Origin of the sequence: Nocardiopsis sp. NRRL B-16309 (assembly GCF_001279585.1) — a bacterium.
Lineage (GTDB): Bacteria > Actinomycetota > Actinomycetes > Streptosporangiales > Streptosporangiaceae > Nocardiopsis.
In genome coordinates this window covers 285925-306892 of sequence record NZ_LGEC01000002.1, presented here as the reverse complement: position 1 = coordinate 306892, position 20968 = coordinate 285925, and the positions used below count along the sequence as shown (strand labels likewise).

Sequence of the window (20968 nt, the reverse complement as noted above, 5' to 3'; positions counted from 1 at the left end):
CGGGTGGGGCTCGGTGTGCGTGGGCGCCCATGGGCAGGCCATCCGGGGGTGACGTTCGGTGTTCGACGGGTGACCATGATGGCAGACGCGTCATTCGGGCGCCATGGGTGCACTGGTAATGCCAGGTCGCCCGCATTCCCGCGCGGGGCCGTGCGGTGCTTGAATTGGCCGATGGCCCAGAGGGCCGAACAACGGTGGTCGGCTCGGAGCCGGGCGCGGACGCGGAAAGGCGGCGGAGCGTGGACGGCAGCACGGTCGTGTCCTTGGTGATCGCGGTGGTCGCGGGACTGGCGGTCGGAGCGGTCCCGCTCCTGACCGTGCTCCGCAGTCGTGCGGCTCTGAACGCCGCCATCGGGCGCACGCCCGCCGTGAGCCCACCCGATCCCGATGACCTCGATCCCGAGGAACTGGCCTATCTCGCGGGCGGTCCGGTTCGCGTGGCGGAGACCGTCGTGATGGAGCTGCACCTCTCGGGGCGGATCCGTCACCAGGCCGCCCAGGGCTTCTTCACGCTGGTCGGCCCGTCCACGCCCTACACGCACGAGAAGTCGCTGATCCGGCGCACCATCATCCGGGGCTACCGTGACCGCACGGGCCTGACCGCCCGCGAGATGATCCGGCGCGCGATGGGCAGTGGCGGCATGATCGCCATCGCCGACGGACTCAAGGCCTCGCGGTTGCGTGTGGACGCGCCCGGACTGAGCCGGCTTCTGGCGTCGAGGGAGAAGGTGCCGTCCCGCATCAGGTGGATGCGGGCGCTGAGCCTTCTCGTGGGCGTCGCGGCGGGAGTCTTCCACTTTCTCGTCGAACCAGGGGCCGTCTCCCTCGGCTTCCTCGTCGGCGGCTTCGTCGCCCTCGTGGCGCTGTCGGTGGCCAAGGCCGTCCTCGACGCCACCGGCGGTGCCACGCTCCTGGCGACGACTCCCGCGGGTCGGGCGGTCGTCGCGCAGGCCGGGGAACGCTACGAGGTGGAGGCCCAGTCCACGGCCGAGTTGGACCGCGCGGTGGCGGTGCGCTTCACGGCGGTGACCGGCTTCCGCGCCCTGCGCGGGGTGGCCACCGCCACGACTCGCACCAGGCCCGCCCGCAGGCACACGTCTCCCGCGCCGGGCTCTTCTGGAGGGACGGTGAACTCGGGAGGTGCCGAGTCCACGATCGATGACGGCGTCCGGCTTCAGTCCCTCTGCGCTTTCGCCGAGACCTGCCAGGGCGAAACGGGTGGGGCGGGATCGAGTTCCGGTGGTGACGGCTGGGGCGGAAGTTTCAGTGGGGGTGGAGACGTCAGCGGCGGGAGTGACAGTGGTGGAGGCGGCTGGAGCTTCGGCGGAGGCGACGGCGGGTCCGGCGGAGGTGGGGACGGCGGTGGTGGAGGTGGTGGCGGCGACTGATGTCGCCCGTGGGCCCCTGCAGCCGAGTGCGGTGGCCGGAGGCTGCGGACCGGAGATTCGCGGTCGCGGGGCCGCGTGCCGCACTTCGCTCGACGGCCGGTGACGGGCGCACGTCGGAGCGGCAGCCGGATCGCCTGCTCGAGACCGGCGCCCTGTGACCGGTGCTGTGACCGGTGTCCATGCGGAACAGGCGCGGAGTACCGCGGTCCGGACGGGGGCCGGGTGGAGGTTGCACAGAGGTCGGGCGGGGCCGTAGCCACGGCCCCGCCCGCCTGACCCAGGCTGGGAAGGTGGTGCCCCGCCTGCCCGCGGGACACCACCACCCTTGCCGCTCCCGGCCCGGACCGATGTGGGATCAGACGGTTGCCGACTCCGGTGCGGACTTCGTCAGCTCGAACAGTTCGGCCAGTGCCTCGTAGGAGTTCAGCCGGGCCTTCTGGTCGTAGATCATCGACGACACCATGATCTCGTCGACTCCGGTGTCGGTGATGAACTGTTCCAGCTTCGGGCGCACCGTCTCCGGCGACCCCACGAAGGAGTAACGAAGCATGGCGTCCAGTCGTTCCTTCTCTCCCGGACGCCACATCGTGTCGAGGCTGTCGACGGGCGGTTGCAGCAGGCCACGGGCACCGCGGACGGTTCCGAGAAAGGCCTGCTGCATCGAGGTGAACAACCGCCTGGCCTCGGCGTCGGTGTCGGCGACGAAGACGTTGGCGCCCGCCATGACGTAGGGCTTGTCCTGCTGCTCGGAGGGGCGGAACCCGGCGCGGTAGGCCTTGAGCGCGTCGTAGAGGGCGTCGGGCGCGAAGTGCGAGGCGAACGCGTAGGGCAGTCCGAGCTGTGCGGCGAGCTGGGCGCCGAAGAGGCTGGACCCCAGGATCCACAGCGGCACCCGCAGGCCTTCACCGGGCACCGCGCGGACGGGCTGGCCGGGCTCGGCCGGCTCGAAGAAGGCCTGGAGTTCCTGGACGTCGGCCGGGAAGGTGGAGGCCGCGCTGTGGTCCCGGCGCAGCGCCATCATCGTGCGGGGGTCGGTGCCGGGCGCGCGGCCCAGCCCCAGGTCGACACGGCCGGGGTAGAGCGACTCCAGCGTCCCGAACTGTTCGGCGATGACGAGGGGGGAGTGGTTGGGGAGCATGACGCCGCCCGCGCCGATCCGGATGGTCGAGGTGCCCTCGGCGATGAACCCGAGGGAGACCGACGTGGCCGCACTCGCGATCGCCCGCATGTTGTGGTGCTCGGAGAGCCAGAAACGCCGGTAGCCCCAGCGCTCCAGGTTCTGGGCGAGCTCCCGGGCGGAGCGGAGCGCGTCGCCGGCGGTGGAGCCCTCGACGATGGTGGCGTGGTCGAGCACGGACAGCGCGATCTTGGACACGTTGGACATGGTGGCCTTCATTCCCCTGCGTGGATGCGTGGAGCGGTTCCGGCGCCGGACGGTCCCCGATCGGCGGCCCGGGAACCGAGCCCCCGCTCCGTGAGTGACGGGCTCCGGTGGTGACGGCGGGCGGTCGGAACGGGGTGGCGATGACCCGTTCCGACCGACCCTGCTGTTCGATGATCGACGAACGTCGAACTACGACGGTACACTCACCCTGAGCTCGAACCAAATCTCTCGGCGAACCGGTCCGGACGCCGGTACCGGAGGTGAGCCGGCCGGGGGCCGTGCCGGTCGCGGCCTGGCGCCGGTCGCCACCGAGCGGACCGGACGACACCGGACGCCGTCGAACCGACCGCGCCGGGTGATACACCGCATGAGACCGTCAGGACACGAGGAGGACCGCCTTGGCTCCCAGGGAGCACGCGCACCCCGCCCTCTGCGACGTGGAACTGGTCACGGTGCTGTCGGCGCTGGCCGAACCGACCCGGCTGCGGATCGTGCGGATGCTCGCCGCGATGGAGGGTGAGCGGGCGTGGAAGGACATCGATCTGCCCATCGCGCAGTCGACACTCAGCCATCACCTGAAGATCCTGCGCAACGCCGGACTCGTCCACAACCGGAGCGAGGGCACGCGCTGCTTCATCTCGCTGCGCGACGACGAACTGGAGAGCCGGTTCCCCGGGCTGCTGGAATCCGTCCTGTCCTGTGGGGACGGACTGGCGCCCGAGGGTACTCGCGACGCCTAGGACACGGCTCTCCCGCGCTGGGTGACGGCCGGATGATCGGCTCGTGGAGGTCGCGCATGGCCGCGTTCGAGCGGGCGGGGTCAGGGCGTGATGACCGCATCAGTCGAGGTCAGCGCCCGGTCACAGCCGGACGGTAGCGGTGACCGGGCGCTGTGCGTGCCAGCGTAGACGGTGGTTCGGGCGGGGGCCAGTAGCGACGGACCGTTCACGCAACGTCAGTCGCACGGGGGTGCGGTGAGGCCGGGCGGAGGCCCCGCGAGGTCGTCGGCGCGTCGATCGCACGGGCTGCGCGAACCGACCGATGGGACGGGCTGCCCGACGGGGACCCGGCCGAGCGCCGGGGGCGCGGCGAGCGCGCGGCGGCCCGGGGCGAGAGCCCACCGGCCCCGGGCCGCGTCCGTTCGTTCCTCATGGCGAGCGGATCGCCGTTGCGCCTGCCCGCGGCGCTCAGTCGGCCCCGGAGGTGAGGAGCTGTCCGGCGGCCAGGTCGCGGTACAGGGCGTCGTCGGCGACGAGTTCGGCGTGTGTGCCCACGGCCCGCACCCGGCCCGCGTCCATCACCACGATCCTGTCCGCGCTGGTGACCGTGGACAGTCGGTGAGCGACCACGATGACGTTCGTACGCCGGGCGGCTTCCAGCATGACCGCCTTGAGCGCGCCCTCGTTGGCGGCGTCCAACTGGGAGGTCGCCTCGTCCATCAGCAGCAGGCGGGGATCGCGCAGCAGGGCCCGTGCGATGGCCACCCGCTGGCGCTCGCCACCGGAGATGGTCACGCCGCGGTGACCGATGGCACTGTCCAGTCCTTCGGGCAGACGACCGACCAGGTCGCTCAGGCGGGCCCGGTCCACGACGTCGGCCAGGGCGTCGTCGCCCGCCTCCGGCGCGGCCATCAGCAGGTTCTCGCGCAGGGTGCCGTCCAGGACGGGGGCGTCCTGTTCGACGTATCCGATCTGGGCACGCAGGGCTTGCAGCGGCCATGAGCGCACGTCGATGCCGTCCAGCAGGACCTGGCCGGACGTGGCGTCGTAGAACCGTTCGATGAGGGAGAAGACGGTGGTCTTGCCCGCACCGGAGGGCCCGACCAGAGCGGTGAGCCCGGCTCCGTCCGCGGAGAAGGACACGCCGTGGTGGACCGGGGGGAGTTCCGGGCGGTAGCGGAAGGCGACGTTGTCGAAGATGACGGTCGCGGGCCGGTCCGCCGAGGCCGGAGAGGCTTCCGGCCGCTGGGGGCGGGGCTCACGCGGGACGCTCTGGCCGCTGTGATCACCCGATCCGCTCTGAACACCGGACTTCCCTCGCTCACCAGGCGTTCCCGGCTTGTCTGACCCGCCTGGCCCCCTCGCACCATCCGGCGTACTCGGGTCGGCGGACGTGTCCGTCCCATTGGTCTCACGGGCCCCACCGGTCCTCCCGACCGTACCGGCGTCGGAGGTCGGCGCCCGGCCCATGCCGACGTCCTCCTGTTCGAGTTCGGCGACCTCGTCGATGCGGCGGACGGCGGCCAGACCGGTCTGCAACTGGGTGAGCGAGGACGTCAGGCTGCTGATGGGCTGCATGAGGTAGAAGAGCAGCAGGAGGAACGCGATGAGGTCCGACACGTCCATCGCGCCGGTGGCCACGCGCGCTCCGCCGATGGCCAGGATGCTGAGGAAGGCGATGTTGATCGCCAGCCAGGTCGCGGTTCCCGACACGGCGGTCCACCCGGCCACCGCGATCCCGCGGCGCCAGGACTCCTGGGCCGCCAGGTCCAGGCGGGTGGTCTCGACGTCCTCCGCGGAGGAGGCCTTGACGGTGCGGAAGGCGCCGAAGACCCGTTCCAGGTGGGAACCCATCTCGCCCAGGGCCGCCTGGGCGGCCTGCGTCGCGGCGTCGATGCGGGGCAGGACCACGCCCATGAGCAGGCCGACCACCACGATCATCGCCGCGGTCACCAGGAAGAGCCGCCAGTCGAGGAAGACCATGATCGCGACACCGCCGACCAGCAGGATGGAACTGCTGACGATCTCCGTCAGTCCGCTGGTGGCGACGGAGCGGAGCAGGGTGGTGTCGGCGGTCAGGCGCGCGACGAGGTCGCCTGGCTTGAGCCGGTCGACCTCGCTCACGCGCAGCCGGACGAGAGCGCCGACAAGGTTGCGGCGCACGTCGAGCACGATGCCCTGACCGGTGCGCTCGAGGAGGAACGCTCCGAAGGCGCCGATCACCGCGCCGCCGACGATGACGGCCGTCAGGGCCAGGACCGGACGCATGATGGGCTCGCCCGCGCCGAGGGCGTCGATGACGTACCTGGCCATGAGGGGTTGGGCCAGGCTCGTCGCGCCTCCGAGGAAGGAGAACACGGTTCCCACCACGAGCACGCGCCAGTGCGGTCGGGCGTAGTCCCACAGCCGGCGCAGGGGAGCCTTCGGAGGCGCCTTCCCCGGTGGAGCCGTCACGTCGTCAGTACTCAAGGAGCGCACTCTCGGGTCGATGCCGGAAACGGGGAGTCGATGCCTTGACTCAACGTTTGCCGGAGGTGTGGGGGTTCCGCCGTGAAGCCTGATCTGTAGGCCTTTGCCGCGTCGCGCACGCCGCCTGGGTGACGCGTCGCATGGCCGACCGCGCCCGACCGCCGACCACTGCCGATCGTCCCGACCGCGCACCGACTACTGCTGCCAGCCGTCCCGAGCACCGACCACTGCTGACTCAGCGCGGGGCACCGGCCGGCTCTCAGCCGGCCAGACGCCGGGCCGTGAGGTCGCGGAGCGCGTCGAGTCGGACCGCCACCGGCGGGTGCGTGGAGAAGGCCCTCCGCCCCAGCGCCAGCAGCCTTCGCCCGAAGCCGTCCCCGCCGTCCTTCCCCCGCCGGTGCGGACGGGTGTGCGGCAGGATCGACAGCGCCTCCATGGCCCGGAGGTCGCGCAGGCTCTGGGGCTGGGACGCCGGGATCGCCTCGGTCATGGACGCCAGCGCCGAGGCCAGGACCGCAGGGGCGCCGGTCAGCTCGGCGGCGGCGCGGTCCGCCGCCAGTTCGCGGCGTCGCACCAGCCGCAGCACGACGATCTGGCTGGGGAGTGCCGTGAGGACGAACAGGATCATGCCGATCAGGGTGGCGGGGAGGAGCGCGACCGCCGCGATGCCGAGCAGGACCCTGGCGAGCAGGACCGGGCCGCGCACCAGGAACCGGACGGGGAGGGGGAGCAGCCCGGACCGGCGGATCCTCTCCCGCTTCTCCTCCTTGTCCTCCACGGTGTCGAACACCGGGTTCCAGGAGGCTCCGGAGCGGACGGCGACCACCCACAGGCCCTCGTCGGCCCGGTAGATCAGGTCCAACGCCGCGGATGGGAGGTTGACCATCCACTGGCTCATCCCCTCGGCGAAGGCGATGACGCGCTGGTCGCGGTGGGCGAGGTGGGCCAGTTCGTGCGCCAGCACGGCTTCCAACTGCTCGTTGTCGAGCCGCTCCAGCAGGGCGGGCGTAACGTAGACGCACGCGGGACCGCGGTCCGGCGCGTGGGCCACCGCGTTGGGGCCCTCGGCCCCGTACAGGCACAGGACCGGACGCTCCTGGTCGGTCAGGGCGCACAGGCGGTCCAGGACGGCGTGGACGCGCGGGTCGTCGTCGCGCTCGATGACGAACGTGTCCTTGGTCGGCGGCTTGTTCTCACCGAGGACGTGGAGGGTTTCCGCGCCGATGAGGGAGAGTCCGAACGGCACCAGGCCGATCCACCAGGGGAGCCCCGCCCACCACAGGAGGGCGCACAGCGCGAGGCTGTAGGCCGCCGACACTCCGAGGACGAGGAGGAGGGCACTGAGGACGGGCCAGGAGGAGCGGAACCGCGCGAACATGGGCGCAAGGCTATGGGGAACAGCGTGTTCCCGGCCACGGCCGCGGCGGCCGGAAGCGGTCATCTCCCTTTCGGCCGCGGCCGCTTTGTCGGCACTCTGGCAGAAAGGTGTCCTCCCGTGTTCTGACTGGCCAGCGCGGGTGCGCGGCCGCAAGTGAGCGTCGGACACGGGGGCGTCGCGCGTGCGGGTGGGAGTGCCCCGGAGGTCGGGGGAGGAGTTCCGGAACACACCACCTGTCACTCGTCGTGAGCCGCGGGAACGGCCCGTAGGCACCAGGCTCCGCGTGGAACTGCGAACCACGCAATGCCGTCATAGTGGACGGACAGGTCAAGACTGCGAGGTTTCAGGTGTCATCCCCCGGATCAAACCGTTCGTTCCGCGGAGTCCCGAGTGCCATGAGCACCGACCGTTCGCGCACGGCGCGACCGCGCCGGTGGCTGTCGCTGCGGGGCGACCAGGGACGTCCGCGCCGGTTCGCCGAGGTCACACCCGAGGACCTGGGCGTGCACCGGGCCGCATTCGGTCCCGGTGGGAACGCTCCCTACGTGCGACGGGAGGCGGACGAGGCGATCGAGGAGGCCCTGCGCGACGACGGCCGACGTGTGGTGGTGGTCTCGGGTCCGCGCCTGGCCGGCTCGACCCGGGCCCTCGCCCACGCGGCGCGGGAGGTGCTGGGCGACCACGTCGTGGTGGCCTTCCTCGACGACCCCGACGTCGCGTTGGCCGCCATGATCGCCGCCGCGGCGGCGATCACCGGATCCGCGGGTGGCCCCGCGCCCGGGACGGTGCTCTGGCTCGACCGACTGTCCGCGCGCCGCTACGCCGAACTCGCCCGGATCGACGCCGCCCGCCTGCCCGGGGGACTGCGGATCCTGGCCGTCGCCGACAGCGCGCTCGTCCGTGGCCTGCGCGTACCGGCGGAGGTCGAAGGAGCCATGCGGGCCCACGGGGTCCCGATCGAGCTGGGCCCGATGACCGAATCGGAACGTCGGCGGCTGCGCGCGGGAGCCGACTACGCCGATCCGGCACTGCAGGCGGTGTTGGACGCCGACGACGGCACACTGCTGCTGGGGCGGCTCCTGGTGGACCTGGCTCCGTTCCGGGCGGACCTGCGCCCCGGGAGCAGCGCCAACCGCACCGCCCTGCTGCGCGCGGTCACCGATTGGCGGCGTATCGACCCGCCGAAGCGGCTGACCTGGGACGACCTCGAACGGTTGTACCGCGCCTACCGCCAGGAACTGACCGGAGCGCCGCAGAGCGCGGGCGTGTCGGCGATCGGTTGCGAGGCGGCGTTGAAGTGGGCCGCCCGCCCCACCCGCGAGCGTCCCGCCCTGGTGGAGGAGCGCTCCGACGAGAGCGGCACCTACTACAGCCCGCATCCCCTGCTCGCCGTCGTCGCCGACGATGCCGGGCAGGACTGCGCGTGGCCGATCGCCGACCCGATGTGGGAGCACGGTGACACCCGGTTCGAGGGGGACGCGCGCCGCGACATCGGCTACGCGGCGATCGAGGCGAAGGCGCTGACGGCGGCCCAACGGCTGCTGAGCCACACGGACACCCGGATGGATCCGGTGGCGCTGCTCTACCTGGGCCAGGTGCTCATGGACTCGGGGGACCTGGACGCCGCACGGCACTGGTTCGTCCGCGTCGCCGACCAAGGCGGCGGTGGCCCCGACACCGTGCCACTGGCCTACTTCGTTCTCGGTGGTCTGGAGGACGCCCGCGATGATGCCGAGGCCGCCCGGCGGTGGTGGAGGCTCGCGATCGACTCCGGGCACGCTGAGTGGGCCCCGGAGGCGATGGTCAGCCTCGGCGAGCTGGACTGGCGGCAGGGGGACACGGAGAGCGCCCGTCGCTGGTGGATCCGCGCCGCCGGGGCGGGGGAGGGGCAGGCAGGGGAGGACGGGCGCGGGTCGGTCGCGCACGGGGCCGCATCGGGCACTCCGGGAGCCGGGACGCAGGCGGCCGCGGGCGAGTCGGGAACCGTCGCCTCGGATGCCGCCGCCTCGGCGATGTACAACCTCGCGGTCCTGGAGCACCGCGCGGGGGACCTGGACGCCGCGCGTGGTTGGTACCAGCACGCGAGCGCCTCCGGGATCGTCGACGTGGCCGCCAAGGCGATGGTCGACCTGGGCACGCTGGACCGCGAGCGCGGGGATGTCGACGGCGCACGGACGTGGTGGGAGAGGGCCGCACGGTCGGGCGACCCCACGGCCGCGCCTCGGGCGAAGGCCCGACTCGACGAGCTGAACCGAAGGGTCGCCGTCAGCGAGGGGGCCGCCGCCCCTCGCGGGTCCGTCGCCGACGCGGGTCCGCACGTCGGGCAGCCCATGGATTCGGGGCGTGCGGGGGTCCCCGGCGACACCGTGTCGCTGGGAGAGGTCGGTGTGGCGGGGGAAGCGGAGGCGCCCCGGGAGGAGAACGCCCCTGCTTCGCGGGAGATCGGTGTGGCCGGGGAGGCGGGTGTTCCTTCGGGAGAGACCGCTTCTGCCCCGGGGGAGGCCGGGCCCTCCGGCGGCACCGCCGCGGACGTTCCGACCGATCCGCGGGCGCTGCTCGACCTGGGCCAGAGCGCCGCCGAACGGGGTGAGGCGGACGTGGCCCGCGACCTGCTCACCCGGGCCGCCGACTCCGGTGAGCCCGAGGTCGCGCCCCGGGCGATGAACCGCCTCGGTGCCCTCGAAGAGGGTCTGGGCGAGATCCACGAGGCGCGCGGCTGGTACATCCGCGCCGTCAAGAGCAAGCACCCCGACCTCGCGCCCCGCTCCCTGCTCGAACTCGGGATGCTGGACCACCGCCAGGGGTGGGTCGAGAACGCGCGCACCTGGTTCGGGCACGTCGTCAGGACCGGGCACGCCGAGGCTGCCCCGCACGCCCTGTACCTGCTCGCGCGCGTGGAACAGGAACAGGGCGAGATGGACGAGGCGCGCGCGTGGTTCGCCCGGGCCTCCGGGTCGAAGCACGGGGAGTGGGCGCCGCGGGCGATGGCCGACCTCGCGGAGCTGGAGGACCGAAGCGGTGACCCCGGCGCCGCACGCACCTGGTGGGACCGCGCCGCCGCGTCGGGCCACGCCGAGTCCGCCGCGCGAGCGCGCGCGGCGCTGGACGCCGCCTCGCAGGACCCCGACGACCACCCCTGAACCGTCGGACCGCCCGGGCCCGACCGGCGGCCGTGATCGCGCTGATCGTCAGCCCGCAGAGGGGAGCGGTGAACGTTCGGGTGCGCGTGGCGGTGATGAGCGCGGTCGGCCTGTTCACCGGTTGTCCGTGCCGCGGCGCCGCCACCCCCCGGCAGCGGGCGGGATCGGGCGGGCCCTCCTCGGGCAGCGCGGCTTCGGGCCGAACCACCTCCTTCGAGGTGTCCTGACCGGTTCTGGCCACCGGACCCGCCCCTGACCCCGAGGGCCTGGGCGTCTCCCCGGTCAGGTCCCGCTCCCGCGCACCGGCGCGGGAGGGCCTTCGCCGTCTCGCGTCCTCGTCGTGGGTGAAGGGGCGGCGGTCCGACGGGCGGTGGGGAGTTCGCACCGAATGCCGTACGGTCGTGGTGGTCTGGGTGGATTGTGGCTGGAATCGCCCCCTACGGCACCGGCCGACCCGCTCTTCCCCCCGATCACCCGACTCGCGGTTCCCCCTGACTGAGAGAAGTGACGATGAGCCTCATCAAGACCCTCACCCGCCGTGCGACCGTGACGGCGACGGCCGCCCTGATGCTGCCCGCCCTGGTGGCGGTCCCCGCGGCCAACGCCGCGGCGCCGTCCGGCACGTCGGTGGAGGAGGTGGAGATCCTGGTGACCGACGACCACGAGATCGTCGAACTCGGAGACGAAGGCGAGTACGAGGACGTCGACGACTACCTGGAGGAGAACTCGGACGAGGCCGGGGGCCCCGGAGACGAGTCCGGGGTCTCGACGCTGGGCACCGGACTGGGCTACATCAGCAGTGGGACCCTGAAGATCGTCACCTCGAACTGCACGTCGGCCAGGGTCTCCTACACCAAGCGGAGCGGAGCGACGATCACGGTGCGGTTCCGCGTGCACGGGAGCAGCGGCTGGTCCTCGCGTCCGTCCTCCTGGCGCAGTGTGAGCAACGGCGGCTACACGTCGGCCTACTTCTCGAACACCAAGAACGCCCGGCTGCGCGGGGAGATGCAGGTCTCCGGCCAGGGAGAGTTCATCACGACCTACGCCCCCTGCCGCTGACCGGCGGCCACCGATGGGCCTGGCCCGCCGGCTCCGGACGTCCCCCGGAGCCGGCGCCAGCGGCCAAGGCACGGGAACGTGCCCCGCTCATACGCGGACGAGGGGACGGAACAGCGTCTCGGCCGGACCGGAACGCCGGGAATCGGCCCGAGCGACGAACGGCGCCTGGCCCCACCGCCGGCGGTCGTGTACGTTGTTCGCGTGTCGCGTGCCTCCGACCAGAAGCAGTGGGCCGGTCGGCGGGTATGGAGGCACCACGAACATCCGGGGAGCCGCACTGTGAGTACACACACCGCGCACCGCATCTGAGCCGGAGGCGTGGTCGGTGACCTGTGCACCGTGACCACGTCCTGACGCGCTGACCCTTCGCGGCCTCCCCGAATCCACGGACCTTCCGGGCTTTCGCGTGCCCGGGACTCCCACACGCCCCACCCGCGCCCCGCACCGCTGTGTGCCGGTTCGTCGCGGGTGCCTTCGGGGCGGTCGCGCCATCCACACCATGAGCGATCACACCCGAGGGAGAACGTTGACCCAGAACCCGCACGCCCCCACCGAACCGCACGTCAGCGACTTCAACATCCCCGTCGTGGCGGAGTTCCGCGCCAACGGCGGCCGTGTCGGCGGCATGTTCGAGGGCGGCGACCTGTTGCTGCTGACCACCGTCGGCGCCCGGTCCGGCGCCGAGCACACCACCCCGCTGGGATTCGTCCGCGTCGAGGGCCGACTGCTGGTCGTCGGCTCGGCGGGCGGATCGGACCGTCACCCGGACTGGTACCGCAACATCCTCGCCCACCCGATGGTCACCGTGGAGCTGGGCACCGAGACGTTCGGCGCCGTCGCCGTGCCCAGCGAGGGCGCGGAGCGGGACCGCCTGTTCGACGAGATCGTGCGACAGGTCCCGGGCTACGGCGAGTACCAGAAGGGCACCGAACGGATCCTGCCGGTCGTGGCCCTGGAACAGCGGTACGAGGAAGCCGCCCAGGTGGCGACCAACTTCGCGGAGAAGCTCGTCGAGATCCACGCCTGGCTGCGCGGCCAGCTGGCACACGTGAGGGTGGAGGCCGAGGCCTACCTCGCCGACCGTGCCGAGCGCTCGGACGGCGCCGGACCGCCGGCGCCGGGCCTCAGCCTGCAGCTGCGCCAGCACTGCCTGGCCTTCTGCGAGTCCCTGCACTTCCACCACGGCAGCGAGGAGCTGATGTTCCCGCGGCTGGAGGAGGGCGACCCGGAGCTGGCCCGCACCCTGGACCGGCTGCGGGAGGAGCACCGCACGGTCGACCGGCTCCGCGGTGAACTGGAGGCGCTCATCGCCGACCTGGCCACCGCCGACCCGGAGCGGTTCCGCGCGGAGGTGGAGCGGATGTCCACCGAACTGATCGCCCACCTCGACTACGAGGAGGCCGAACTGTTCCCGACCCTGTCCGCCCTCCCGTTCCCGCCCGGCCCTCCGGCCTGACGGGAATCCCCGGGCCCGGCCGCGCACGTTCGTCCGAGCGCGTTCGCCGGGCCCTCGGGGAGGCGCGGCGGCTATCCGCCCAGGATCGCGCCGATGTTGACCTCGGTGCCCAGGAACATGGACCCGACGATGAGCAGGAGCAGCCCCGGCAACAGGGTCACCGCGGTCACCATGGTCACCCTGGGGTTCATCCGCTGGGCCTTGCGGCGCATGTACTGGGCGTTGGCGCGCCGCATGTCCAGGCTGATGTCCACGAGCGTGTCGCTGAGCGGGGATCCCAGCTCCTCGGCCTGCTGGATCGCGGTCACGAACTTGCTGAGGGCCTCGTTGCGGTTGCGCCGGCGCAGCGTCTCGAAGGCCTCCCGGCGGGACGTGCCCAGGTCCATCTGTTGCAGGACCAGCGCGAACTCGTCGGCCAGCACACCCGGCATGGACTCCGACACCCGCGCCACCGCGGCGCGGAACGACATCCCGGCGCTCACCGTCACCGCGAGCACGTCCAGGAAGTCCGGCAGCTGCGACTGGACCTGGTCGGCGCGCTCCTGGCCCTGCACGTAGAGGCTGAGGTCGGTCAGCCCCGCGAACGCCAGCACGAGCAGCCCGATCAGCGGGTTGCCCGCCACGAACATGAGCACGCCGACCGTGCCGTACAGGGCGACCTCGCCGACCTTGCGCTGGAGGTAGCGCTCCAGGGTCAGGCCGTCGGGGCGGCCCGCCGCCTCGATCCGCTCGGAGATCGACCGGCGCCGCCGCTCCCCGAGGGAGACCAGGATCGAGGGCGCGAAGGGCCGCCCGATGGCCTCGGTGATCCGGTGCAGGATGAAGGTCTGTTCGCTCCTGGTCCGCGGCAGGTGCGCGGCGGGGTCGTTCACCGGCACACGGGTCTGGGACATGGTCATGTACAGGCCGTAGCACGCCGCCAGTACCACGAGCGCGCCGGCCAGCGCGGCCACGAGGGGGAAGAGGAAGAGCAGGTCACTCACCGGGGCCTCACTACAGGTTGAACTTGGTGATGCGCGACACCAGGACGAAACCGATGGTGAACAGGGCCGCGACGGCCAGGAGAACCGCGATGCCCGCGACGGACGTGGTCATCACGCGCATGATGCCCGGCTCGATCGCGTTGATCATGAACAGCGCGCCCACCGACATGAACCCCAGCGCCCACACGGTGCTGGTGGTCTCGCTGAGGATCGTCTGCACCTCGCGTCTGGTCTCCTTGCGGTTCTCCAGGGTGGTGGAGATGTTGCGCAGGGCCGTGACCAGCGAGCCGCCGGAGCGGGACGCGACCACCAGGGTGGAGACCAGCACCCCGAGCTCGCGCGAGGGCATGCGCTCGCGGAGTTCGCCGACGGCTTCCTCCAGGCTCGCGCCGAGCTTCATCGACTCGGCCATGCGGCCCAGCTCCTCGCCCGCGGGGCCGTCCAGTTCGTCGGCGGCCATCGAGATCGCCGTCGGCAGCGCCAGGCCCGCCGAGGTGGCGTTGCCCAGGACCCGGGCCAGGTCCGGAAGCTGGGAGGTGAACTCCTCGCGCCGCTTGGACTCGGCGCGGTTGAGATAGGAGAAGAACAGGAAGGCCACGCCCGCCGCCGCCAGGAGCCCGAAGAACGGGGCGAGCACCTGCCAGACGACGATGACCGCCAGCAGGGAGCCGCCGAGCAGGGCTCCCACGAACGTGGACAGCCGCACCTCCGCCCCGGAGCGGGCGATCCGGCGGTGCAGCCGCGCTCCCCACTGGGTGCGGTAGATCGCCGCGTCCAGTCGGGCGGTGGGGGTCGCGGCCTCGTACTCGGCCTGGGCCAGGGCACTGCGGGAGGCGATCAGCCGCCGCTGCTCGGCGCTGGACACGAACTCCCACAGAGCCCACAGGGCCAGGGCGAGGACCAGGGCGAGACCGCCGAGGATCGCCATGATCTGCCAGTTCAACGGGGACTCCATTCGGATCGGGGGGAGGTGGGTCGTCCGGTGCGGGGGCGGCGACCGCGGGCCCCGGGCGGCGACCGCGGGCCGCGAGGCGGCCTCGGGCGACAGGCGGGCGGTCGTCGTCGGTGGTCGGGGTCTGCGCGTCAGCACCGGGTCCTTCCGGACCGACGCGCGGTCCGGGGCTGGCTCCGTGGGCGGAAGGGATCGCGCGGAGGCGGTGGGCGGCCGCGGTCCCGGTCTAGCGACCTCCTCTCATCCGGTCGTCGCTGATCACGCCGAACGCCGCCGGGATGGTCTCGCCCACGTGGTAGATCCGTCCGGCGACGTGCCGGGGCAGGGGATGGTGGCGGAACTCGCCCTCGACGGCGCGGTTGGCGGTCATGGGCAGGGCCTCGAAGAGCATCACCGGGTCCAGCCGGAACTCCTCACGGCGACGGGAGGAGACCACGGCGATCTCGTTGATCCGGCGCGACCCGTCCGGCCACCGGCCCAGGTGCACGATCGCGTCCACGGCGTTGTTGATCTGGTCGCGGATCGCGTCGTAGGGCACGTGGCCCTCACCCATGGTGGCCAGGGTCTGCAGGCGGTAGATGGCGTCCTCGGCCGAGTTGGCGTGCACGGTCACCAGGGAGCCGTCGTGGCCGGTGTTCATCGCCTGGAGCATGTCGATGGTCTCGGCGCCGCGGACCTCGCCCACGATGATGCGGTCCGGGCGCATCCGCAGCGCGTTGCGCACCAGGTCGCGGATGGCGATCTCGCCGCGCCCCTCGATGTTGGGCGGACGCGACTCCAGCCGCACCACGTGGTCCTGCATCAGCTGGAGCTCGGCGGAGTCCTCGATGGTGACGATGCGCTCGGTGGCGGGCACGAACGCCGACAGGGCGTTGAGGAAGGTGGTCTTGCCGCTGCCGGTACCGCCCGACACCACGATGTTGAACCGCGCCCGCACCATCGCCGCGAGCAGGATGCCGGTGGCGGGGTCCAGGCTGCCCATCCGCACGAGCTCCTCGACCGGATAGGGCTTGGGGAAGCGCCGGATGGTGAGGATCGGACCGGACAGCGACAGCGGCGGGATGATGACGTTGACGCGCTCCCCGGTGGGCAGGCGGGCGTCGACCATCGGTGACGACTCGTCCACCCGACGGTTGACCAGCGACACGATGCGGTCGATGGTCTGGTAGAGCTGCTCCTCGCCGTTGAAGGCCGCGTCCACCCGCTGCATGCGCCCGCCGCGCTCGATGAACACGTGGTCCGGCCCGTTCACCATGATCTCGGTGACGGTCTCGTCGGCCAGCAGGGGCTCCAGGACCCCCAGCCCCAGGGCCTCGTCGACGACGCGGCGGATGAGCACGGAGCGCTCGCGCTCGGACATCACCGGGCCCTCGCGGGTCAGGATGTGCCCGACGACCTTCTCCAACCGCACACGGCGCTGGGCGAGGGTCAGCCGGGTCAGGTCCTCCAGGTTGATCTCCTCCAGCAGGCGCCGGCGCCAGTGCGTCACGCTGCTGCTGTCCGTCCGCCCCTCGGCGGCGCGGTCCTCCTCCAGACGATCCTTCAGACCCATGGCCTGCGTCCCCCTTCCTCGGAGCGTGTTCGTCGGGTGCGCGCCCGGGCGGGCGGTGCCTCCGCGGCCCCGTTGCCACGCGGAGCCTCCGCGACCCCGTCGTCGCACGGCGTTCCCGCGGCCCCGCCGTCGTGCGGGCCGCCGGCCGGCCTCCCGTCCTCACACATCTGGCATGTCCACACGTCTGGTCAGAGTGAGGTCGAAGCCCGCCGCGGAGAAGACGATCGGCAGCGGGTGGGAGACCTCGACGTAGAACCCCGCGCTGTCGTTGGCCGCGGCGGTGACGGTGGCGTCGTCCAGCCAGGTCGGCAGGGCCGCACGCGCCTCGGCCTCGGCGCCGCCCAGTTCCTGGGTGCCCGCGACCCGGGCCCCCGCACGGGCGGCCGACTCCAGTCGCTCGGCCGCCACGAAGGCCAGGAACGCCTCGACCGCCACCACCGCGGTGATCAGCAGGATGGGGAAGATCGCGGCGAACTCCAGCAGGGGCCCGCCCCGGTCGGCGCCGCGCCCGCGTGCGCGCAAGGTGCTCACGGCGCCACCTCGCGGGGCTGGACCTCGGGCGCCGACTCCTCCGGTGGCAGGTCCCCGCCGGGCGTCCCGCCGCGGGGCGCGACCTCGGACACCACACGGGCCTCCCCGGTGATGTCCCACGGCCCGGACGCGCCCGGCAGCAAGAGCGGCATGGCCAGGGTCACCTGGGCGTAGCGCCGCCCGTCGCGTTCGACGACCGCCACGGTCATCACGTCGTCGCCGTCCCACGGGGGGCGGACGCGTTTGCGGGCCTCCTCGTCGATGCGCGCGGGATCGTCGGGGGTCACCGCGGCCTGGCGCGCGGCCTCGGCCGCGCCGTGCGAGGCGTACATCGAGGTGAGGCCGAGCAGGAGCACCTGCCACACCAGGGCCAGGGCCAGCAGGAGGAAGGGCACCGCGGCGGCGAACTCCACGATGACGCCGCCGCGGTCGTTCCCGCGCCGGAGTGGTCGCGGCCCGCGGGCCGGCGGGCGCTCACACACCGAACCCACCTGGGCCTCCACCGGAGCCGGGGGCTCCGGGGATCGGCGGGCCGGGGCGGCCCATCGGCGGCATGGGCCCGCTGTGGTCCGGCATCCGGGCGGGCGCCCCGGAACCGTTGAGGAAACCGGAGACGTCACGGGTGGAGGGCTGGGGCTCCGCGCGCGCGGCGAGGCGGGCCGTCAGGCCGCCGGGCGGCGTGGGACCCGCACCGCCCTTGCCCCCGCTGCCCGGCTGGGCGGGCGCGTTGAGCAGGTCCAGCTCGGAGGCCAGGCGCGCGAAGGCCTTGCGCAGCCCCTCGTCGGTGACCTTGGAGGGGTCGCCGTTGTTCTCGCCCGGCTCCAGGGCGCGATAGGCGGCCGGGACCGGGGTGCGCAGGACCTTGGTGCCCAGCAGCTGCTGGAGGAAGTCCGGCTGGATCTCGTTCTTGCGGCTGTGCCGGGTGACCAGTGAGAAAACGTCCTCGTGGGACCGGATCTGCAGGCGTTCCCACATGGCCATCAGCCGCTGGGCGCCGCGCAGCGCGGGGACGTCGGGGGTGACGGTGACGACCGTGCTGTCGGCGAGCTCGACGGCCATCGCGGTGGCGTCGTTCATGATGGATCCGCAGTCCACGATGACCAGCTCGTACCGGGAGCGCAGCGCGCCCAGGACCCGGCGGGTGGCGCGCGCGTCGACGTCCTCGCCGCGCTCCCCGTGCTCGGGGGCGAGCAGCACGTGCGGTCCGCGCGCGTCGACGTACAGGGTCTCGGCTAGCATCCCCGGGCTGATGTCGTCACCGGCGTCCGCCAGGTCGCTGATGGAGCGGCGGTGGCGCAGGTTGAGGAAGGCGGGCAGGTCGCCGGTCTGCAGGTCCAGGTCGACCAGGCACACCACCCGGCCGGCGGCCGCGGCGGCCATGGCCAGGTGCACGGCGCAGGTCGTGGTGCCCACTCCGCCCTTGGCGCCGCTCAGAACCACGATCCGGCCCCGGACACCGGAGGCGGGCACGTCCAGGGACGCCGACTCCAGATGGCGGCGCAGGGTGCGCGACCACTCGGCGGCCTTGCCGATCCGGGTCTCCAGCTCGGCGATGCCGGAGTCGTCGGGGAGCACCCCCCGGGCGCCGGACTCCATGGCGCCGGTGAAGGTGTCGGGGTCCATCGTGGGAGAGACCAGCAGGATGGCGAGCTGCGGGTGGCGGTGGGAGAGGTCGCGGATGGCGTCGAAGACCGGCGCCGGGCCCAGGTCCTGGTGGATGAGGACCACGTCGATCTCCGGGTACTCCCCGGCCGCGTCGAGCAGCGCCGACGTGGTGGACCGGGTGGCCACGAGCTCGGCGGTGGCCAGCTCCTCGAACCGCGCCGCCAGGACCATCTCCGTCTCGGAGTTGGGCATACCGGCCAGGACTCGGAAGTTCAACGTCTACTCCTCTCGCGGCGCGGGCCGCTGGTCGGTCTGGTCCGTCCCGGCGGAGGCGCTGTCGAAGAGCTCGTCGAAGTCGCCGCTGCAGAACTCGGCGTCACCGGGCGCCCCTCCGCCCTCCGCGCTCACCAGGGCCAGTCGGAGCTTGGTCGCGAACTCCTCGGCGTAGGCCAGCCGCAGCGCGGACTCCGGTTCCAGGCGGAAGGTCACCGGGACCACGCCGGAGACGCCGCCGCCCTCCTCCTCCTGTGTGCGCAGCTCGCCGATGTCCAGGACCTCCACCTCCGTGATGACGCGCACGGCACAGGCCTCACCGTGGTCGCGGGGCTGGAAGGTGCCGAAGATGTCCACGACCGATCCGCGCCGGACCTTGCCCGCCACGCCCGTCTCGGCGTCCACCATGATGGCGATCTCCCGCTCACCGTCGACGAGCGTGGGCTGGGGCTGCACCATGCCGCGCTGCAGGTAGACACCCTCCTCCAGGTGGGTGGAGGCGACCAGCTGCTGGTCGGCGGGGGTGTCGATCTCGTTGAGGTCGGTGATGAACACCTCGGGGTCGAAGTACTGGCTCGGCACCTCCACGCGCTCGACGGAGTCGGCGTCGACGGCCTGGTAGGCGTCCACGTCCTCGGCCAGGCGCAGGACCGTGTCGAAGGAGCCCAACCGGTCCTGCTGGGCGCTGAGGTAGGTGAACACGGACGCGAACACGGCGACGGCACCGAGGGCGGCCACGACCATGAGCAGGACGCCGCGTCGCTGACGGGGGTTCATGTGGGGTATCCGTTTCCAGTGTCGTCGTGGGCCGTGCGCGTCCGGGAGGCGGCGCCGCGCGCGGCCCTAGCGGGAGTAGGTCCGGGGGATCTCGGGCCGGAGCGCGCGGCCGGTGAGCGGGGGACCCTCCAGCGGTCGGGCGAGGGTCGCGGGCGGCGGGGCCGGCGAGGCGTCGGCGGTCCCGTGGGAGGGGCCGGTTCCGGGCCGGGGCCCGCGCGGGGGGTCGGCGACCGGTTCGGCGATCGGTGCCGGCATCGGTGCGGGCCGGTGTCCGTTCGGGGACGCTGGCGCGGCGGCGGTGTGTCCGCCGCCCAGGGGTCCTTCGACGGCTCTCCCGTTGCGCGGGGGGCCCTGAGGGGTGCCGGGTCCGGGACGTCGGGTGGGCGGGCGTGAGGCCGTCCGGGTGGAGTTGGCCGCACAGAACGGGCAGGGCTTGGCGGACATGGGCTCACCGCACCAGGAGCAGGCGGAGGCGCGGATGGAGCTGGCGGCGTAGGCCAGGGCCTGGGGGTGCGCGCTGAGGGCGACGAACTCGACGTACTTGGGCGTGCCCCAGTACACGGGCCCCAGGGGTTGGACGGGCAGGGTGCGGGTCGCCACGGGCTGGACGGCCTGCGGCAGGTGGTCGTCGAAGACGTCGGTGTGGGCCGGGTCCGGTGTGGAGCACAGCAGCTGGACCGGCTGCACCGGGCGGAAGGGCAGGGTCGCGGCGACGTCGGCGGGCCGCATGCGCTGGACCTGCTGGGTCGGCGCGCAGTAGGCGAGGAAGGACACCGTGGGCGCCAGTGAGCCCACGTGGTGCTTCAGCGTCGTCGGAATGGTGGACAGCCCCGCGACCGTCCGCAGCCAGGCCCCGGCGAGCAGGTGCTTGGGCAGCTCACCGCACAGGGCGGCGACCATGCCGGGCTGGAGGTAGGGGGCGAGATAGGCGAGCTGGTCGGCGACCAGGGACAGGGCGAGCGGGGAGAGGTCGAGGGCGATCCCGGCTATGTGGTCCGTGCGCAGGGAACCGCGGGCGAAGTTGATCGCCCGCTCGGCGTCGGTCGCCCGCCAGGCCGGATACAGCGCGACCACCTTGCGGCCCGTGTCGATCTCCTGTTGGGCGAAGGTGACGAACGCGGCGCTGCGTTCGCCGATGCCGTCGCCGTGCATCGTGAACCGCCGCGCCCGGACCTCGCCCACGTGGCCCGTGCTGGGGATGTCCGCCAACAGGGCGACGGTCGACGCCGACCGCGGTAGGGCTGTGGACACTGGGCAAGCTCCATCGGTTCTGCGCGCTGGGGAGGGGTTCCGTGGACCGGA

General features: G+C 72.6%; 16 protein-coding genes. 5 read left to right on the top strand and 11 right to left on the bottom strand.

The features are described from left to right. Positions 1-239 precede the first annotated feature (239 nt). A complete protein-coding gene (locus tag ADL05_RS01185) occupies positions 240-1388 on the top strand; it encodes a TIGR04222 domain-containing membrane protein (protein WP_082376009.1) in 1149 nt (382 codons plus the stop codon). Between the two features lie 355 nt (positions 1389-1743). On the opposite strand, the gene ADL05_RS01180 is transcribed toward ADL05_RS01185, so the two are convergent. Beyond that, positions 1744-2772, bottom strand: a complete 1029-nt coding sequence (locus ADL05_RS01180) for an LLM class flavin-dependent oxidoreductase (RefSeq protein ID WP_197285640.1) — start codon at positions 2770-2772, stop codon at positions 1744-1746. Between the two features lie 398 nt (positions 2773-3170). Here ADL05_RS01180 and ADL05_RS01175 point away from each other — a divergent pair, with 398 nt between their 5' ends. Then, the gene (locus ADL05_RS01175) at positions 3171-3512 is read left to right on the top strand and encodes a helix-turn-helix transcriptional regulator (RefSeq protein WP_053614929.1); all 342 of its coding nucleotides are present in this window, start codon (positions 3171-3173) and stop codon (positions 3510-3512) included. 447 nt (positions 3513-3959) lie between these two features. Here ADL05_RS01175 and ADL05_RS29215 read toward each other — a convergent pair whose 3' ends face one another. Next, on the bottom strand, positions 3960-5960 hold the full coding sequence (locus ADL05_RS29215) for an ABC transporter ATP-binding protein (protein ID WP_231640552.1): 2001 nt from the start codon (positions 5958-5960) through the stop codon (positions 3960-3962). Positions 5961-6219: 259 nt separating this feature from the next. Beyond that, complete coding sequence (locus ADL05_RS01160) at positions 6220-7338, bottom strand: M48 family metalloprotease (protein ID WP_053614928.1); 1119 nt, start codon at positions 7336-7338, stop codon at positions 6220-6222. Between the two features lie 395 nt (positions 7339-7733). Here ADL05_RS01160 and ADL05_RS01155 point away from each other — a divergent pair, with 395 nt between their 5' ends. The 3 genes from ADL05_RS01155 to ADL05_RS01140 all read left to right on the top strand — a co-directional run bounded on the left by ADL05_RS01155 (position 7734) and on the right by ADL05_RS01140 (position 12993). Beyond that, entirely contained in the window at positions 7734-10478 is a 2745-nt protein-coding gene (locus ADL05_RS01155; RefSeq protein WP_053614927.1) for a tetratricopeptide repeat protein, read from the top strand. 510 nt (positions 10479-10988) lie between these two features. Then, entirely contained in the window at positions 10989-11537 is a 549-nt protein-coding gene (locus ADL05_RS01145; RefSeq protein ID WP_053614925.1) for a hypothetical protein, read from the top strand. Between the two features lie 526 nt (positions 11538-12063). Then, the gene (locus tag ADL05_RS01140) at positions 12064-12993 is read left to right on the top strand and encodes a nitroreductase/quinone reductase family protein (RefSeq protein WP_053614924.1); all 930 of its coding nucleotides are present in this window, start codon (positions 12064-12066) and stop codon (positions 12991-12993) included. A 71-nt stretch (positions 12994-13064) separates the two neighbouring features. Here ADL05_RS01140 and ADL05_RS01135 read toward each other — a convergent pair whose 3' ends face one another. The 8 genes from ADL05_RS01135 to ADL05_RS01100 form a co-directional block, all read right to left on the bottom strand. Next, entirely contained in the window at positions 13065-13976 is a 912-nt protein-coding gene (locus ADL05_RS01135; protein ID WP_053614923.1) for a type II secretion system F family protein, read from the bottom strand. Between the two features lie 10 nt (positions 13977-13986). Continuing rightward, the gene (locus tag ADL05_RS01130) at positions 13987-14919 is read right to left on the bottom strand and encodes a type II secretion system F family protein (protein ID WP_053614922.1); all 933 of its coding nucleotides are present in this window, start codon (positions 14917-14919) and stop codon (positions 13987-13989) included. Positions 14920-15154: 235 nt separating this feature from the next. Beyond that, entirely contained in the window at positions 15155-16480 is a 1326-nt protein-coding gene (locus ADL05_RS01125; RefSeq protein WP_053614921.1) for a CpaF family protein, read from the bottom strand. Positions 16481-16639: 159 nt separating this feature from the next. Beyond that, positions 16640-17011 carry a TadE/TadG family type IV pilus assembly protein gene (locus tag ADL05_RS01120; protein ID WP_053614920.1) on the bottom strand — a complete coding sequence of 124 codons (372 nt, stop codon included), beginning with the start codon at positions 17009-17011 and terminating at the stop codon, positions 16640-16642. Further along, positions 17008-17424, bottom strand: a complete 417-nt coding sequence (locus ADL05_RS01115; protein WP_053615049.1) for a hypothetical protein — start codon at positions 17422-17424, stop codon at positions 17008-17010. The genes ADL05_RS01120 and ADL05_RS01115 overlap by 4 nt, the downstream gene beginning before the upstream one ends. 61 nt (positions 17425-17485) lie before the next feature. Next, positions 17486-18892, bottom strand: coding sequence for an AAA family ATPase (locus ADL05_RS01110; RefSeq protein ID WP_053614919.1), 1407 nt, complete (start codon positions 18890-18892; stop codon positions 17486-17488). 3 nt (positions 18893-18895) lie between these two features. Continuing rightward, the gene (cpaB, locus tag ADL05_RS01105) at positions 18896-19666 is read right to left on the bottom strand and encodes a Flp pilus assembly protein CpaB (protein WP_053614918.1); all 771 of its coding nucleotides are present in this window, start codon (positions 19664-19666) and stop codon (positions 18896-18898) included. A gap of 66 nt (positions 19667-19732) precedes the next feature. Next, positions 19733-20917: a hypothetical protein gene (locus ADL05_RS01100; RefSeq protein ID WP_231640551.1), complete on the bottom strand. Its 1185-nt coding sequence runs from the start codon at positions 20915-20917 to the stop codon at positions 19733-19735. Between the last annotated feature and the right edge of the window lie 51 nt (positions 20918-20968).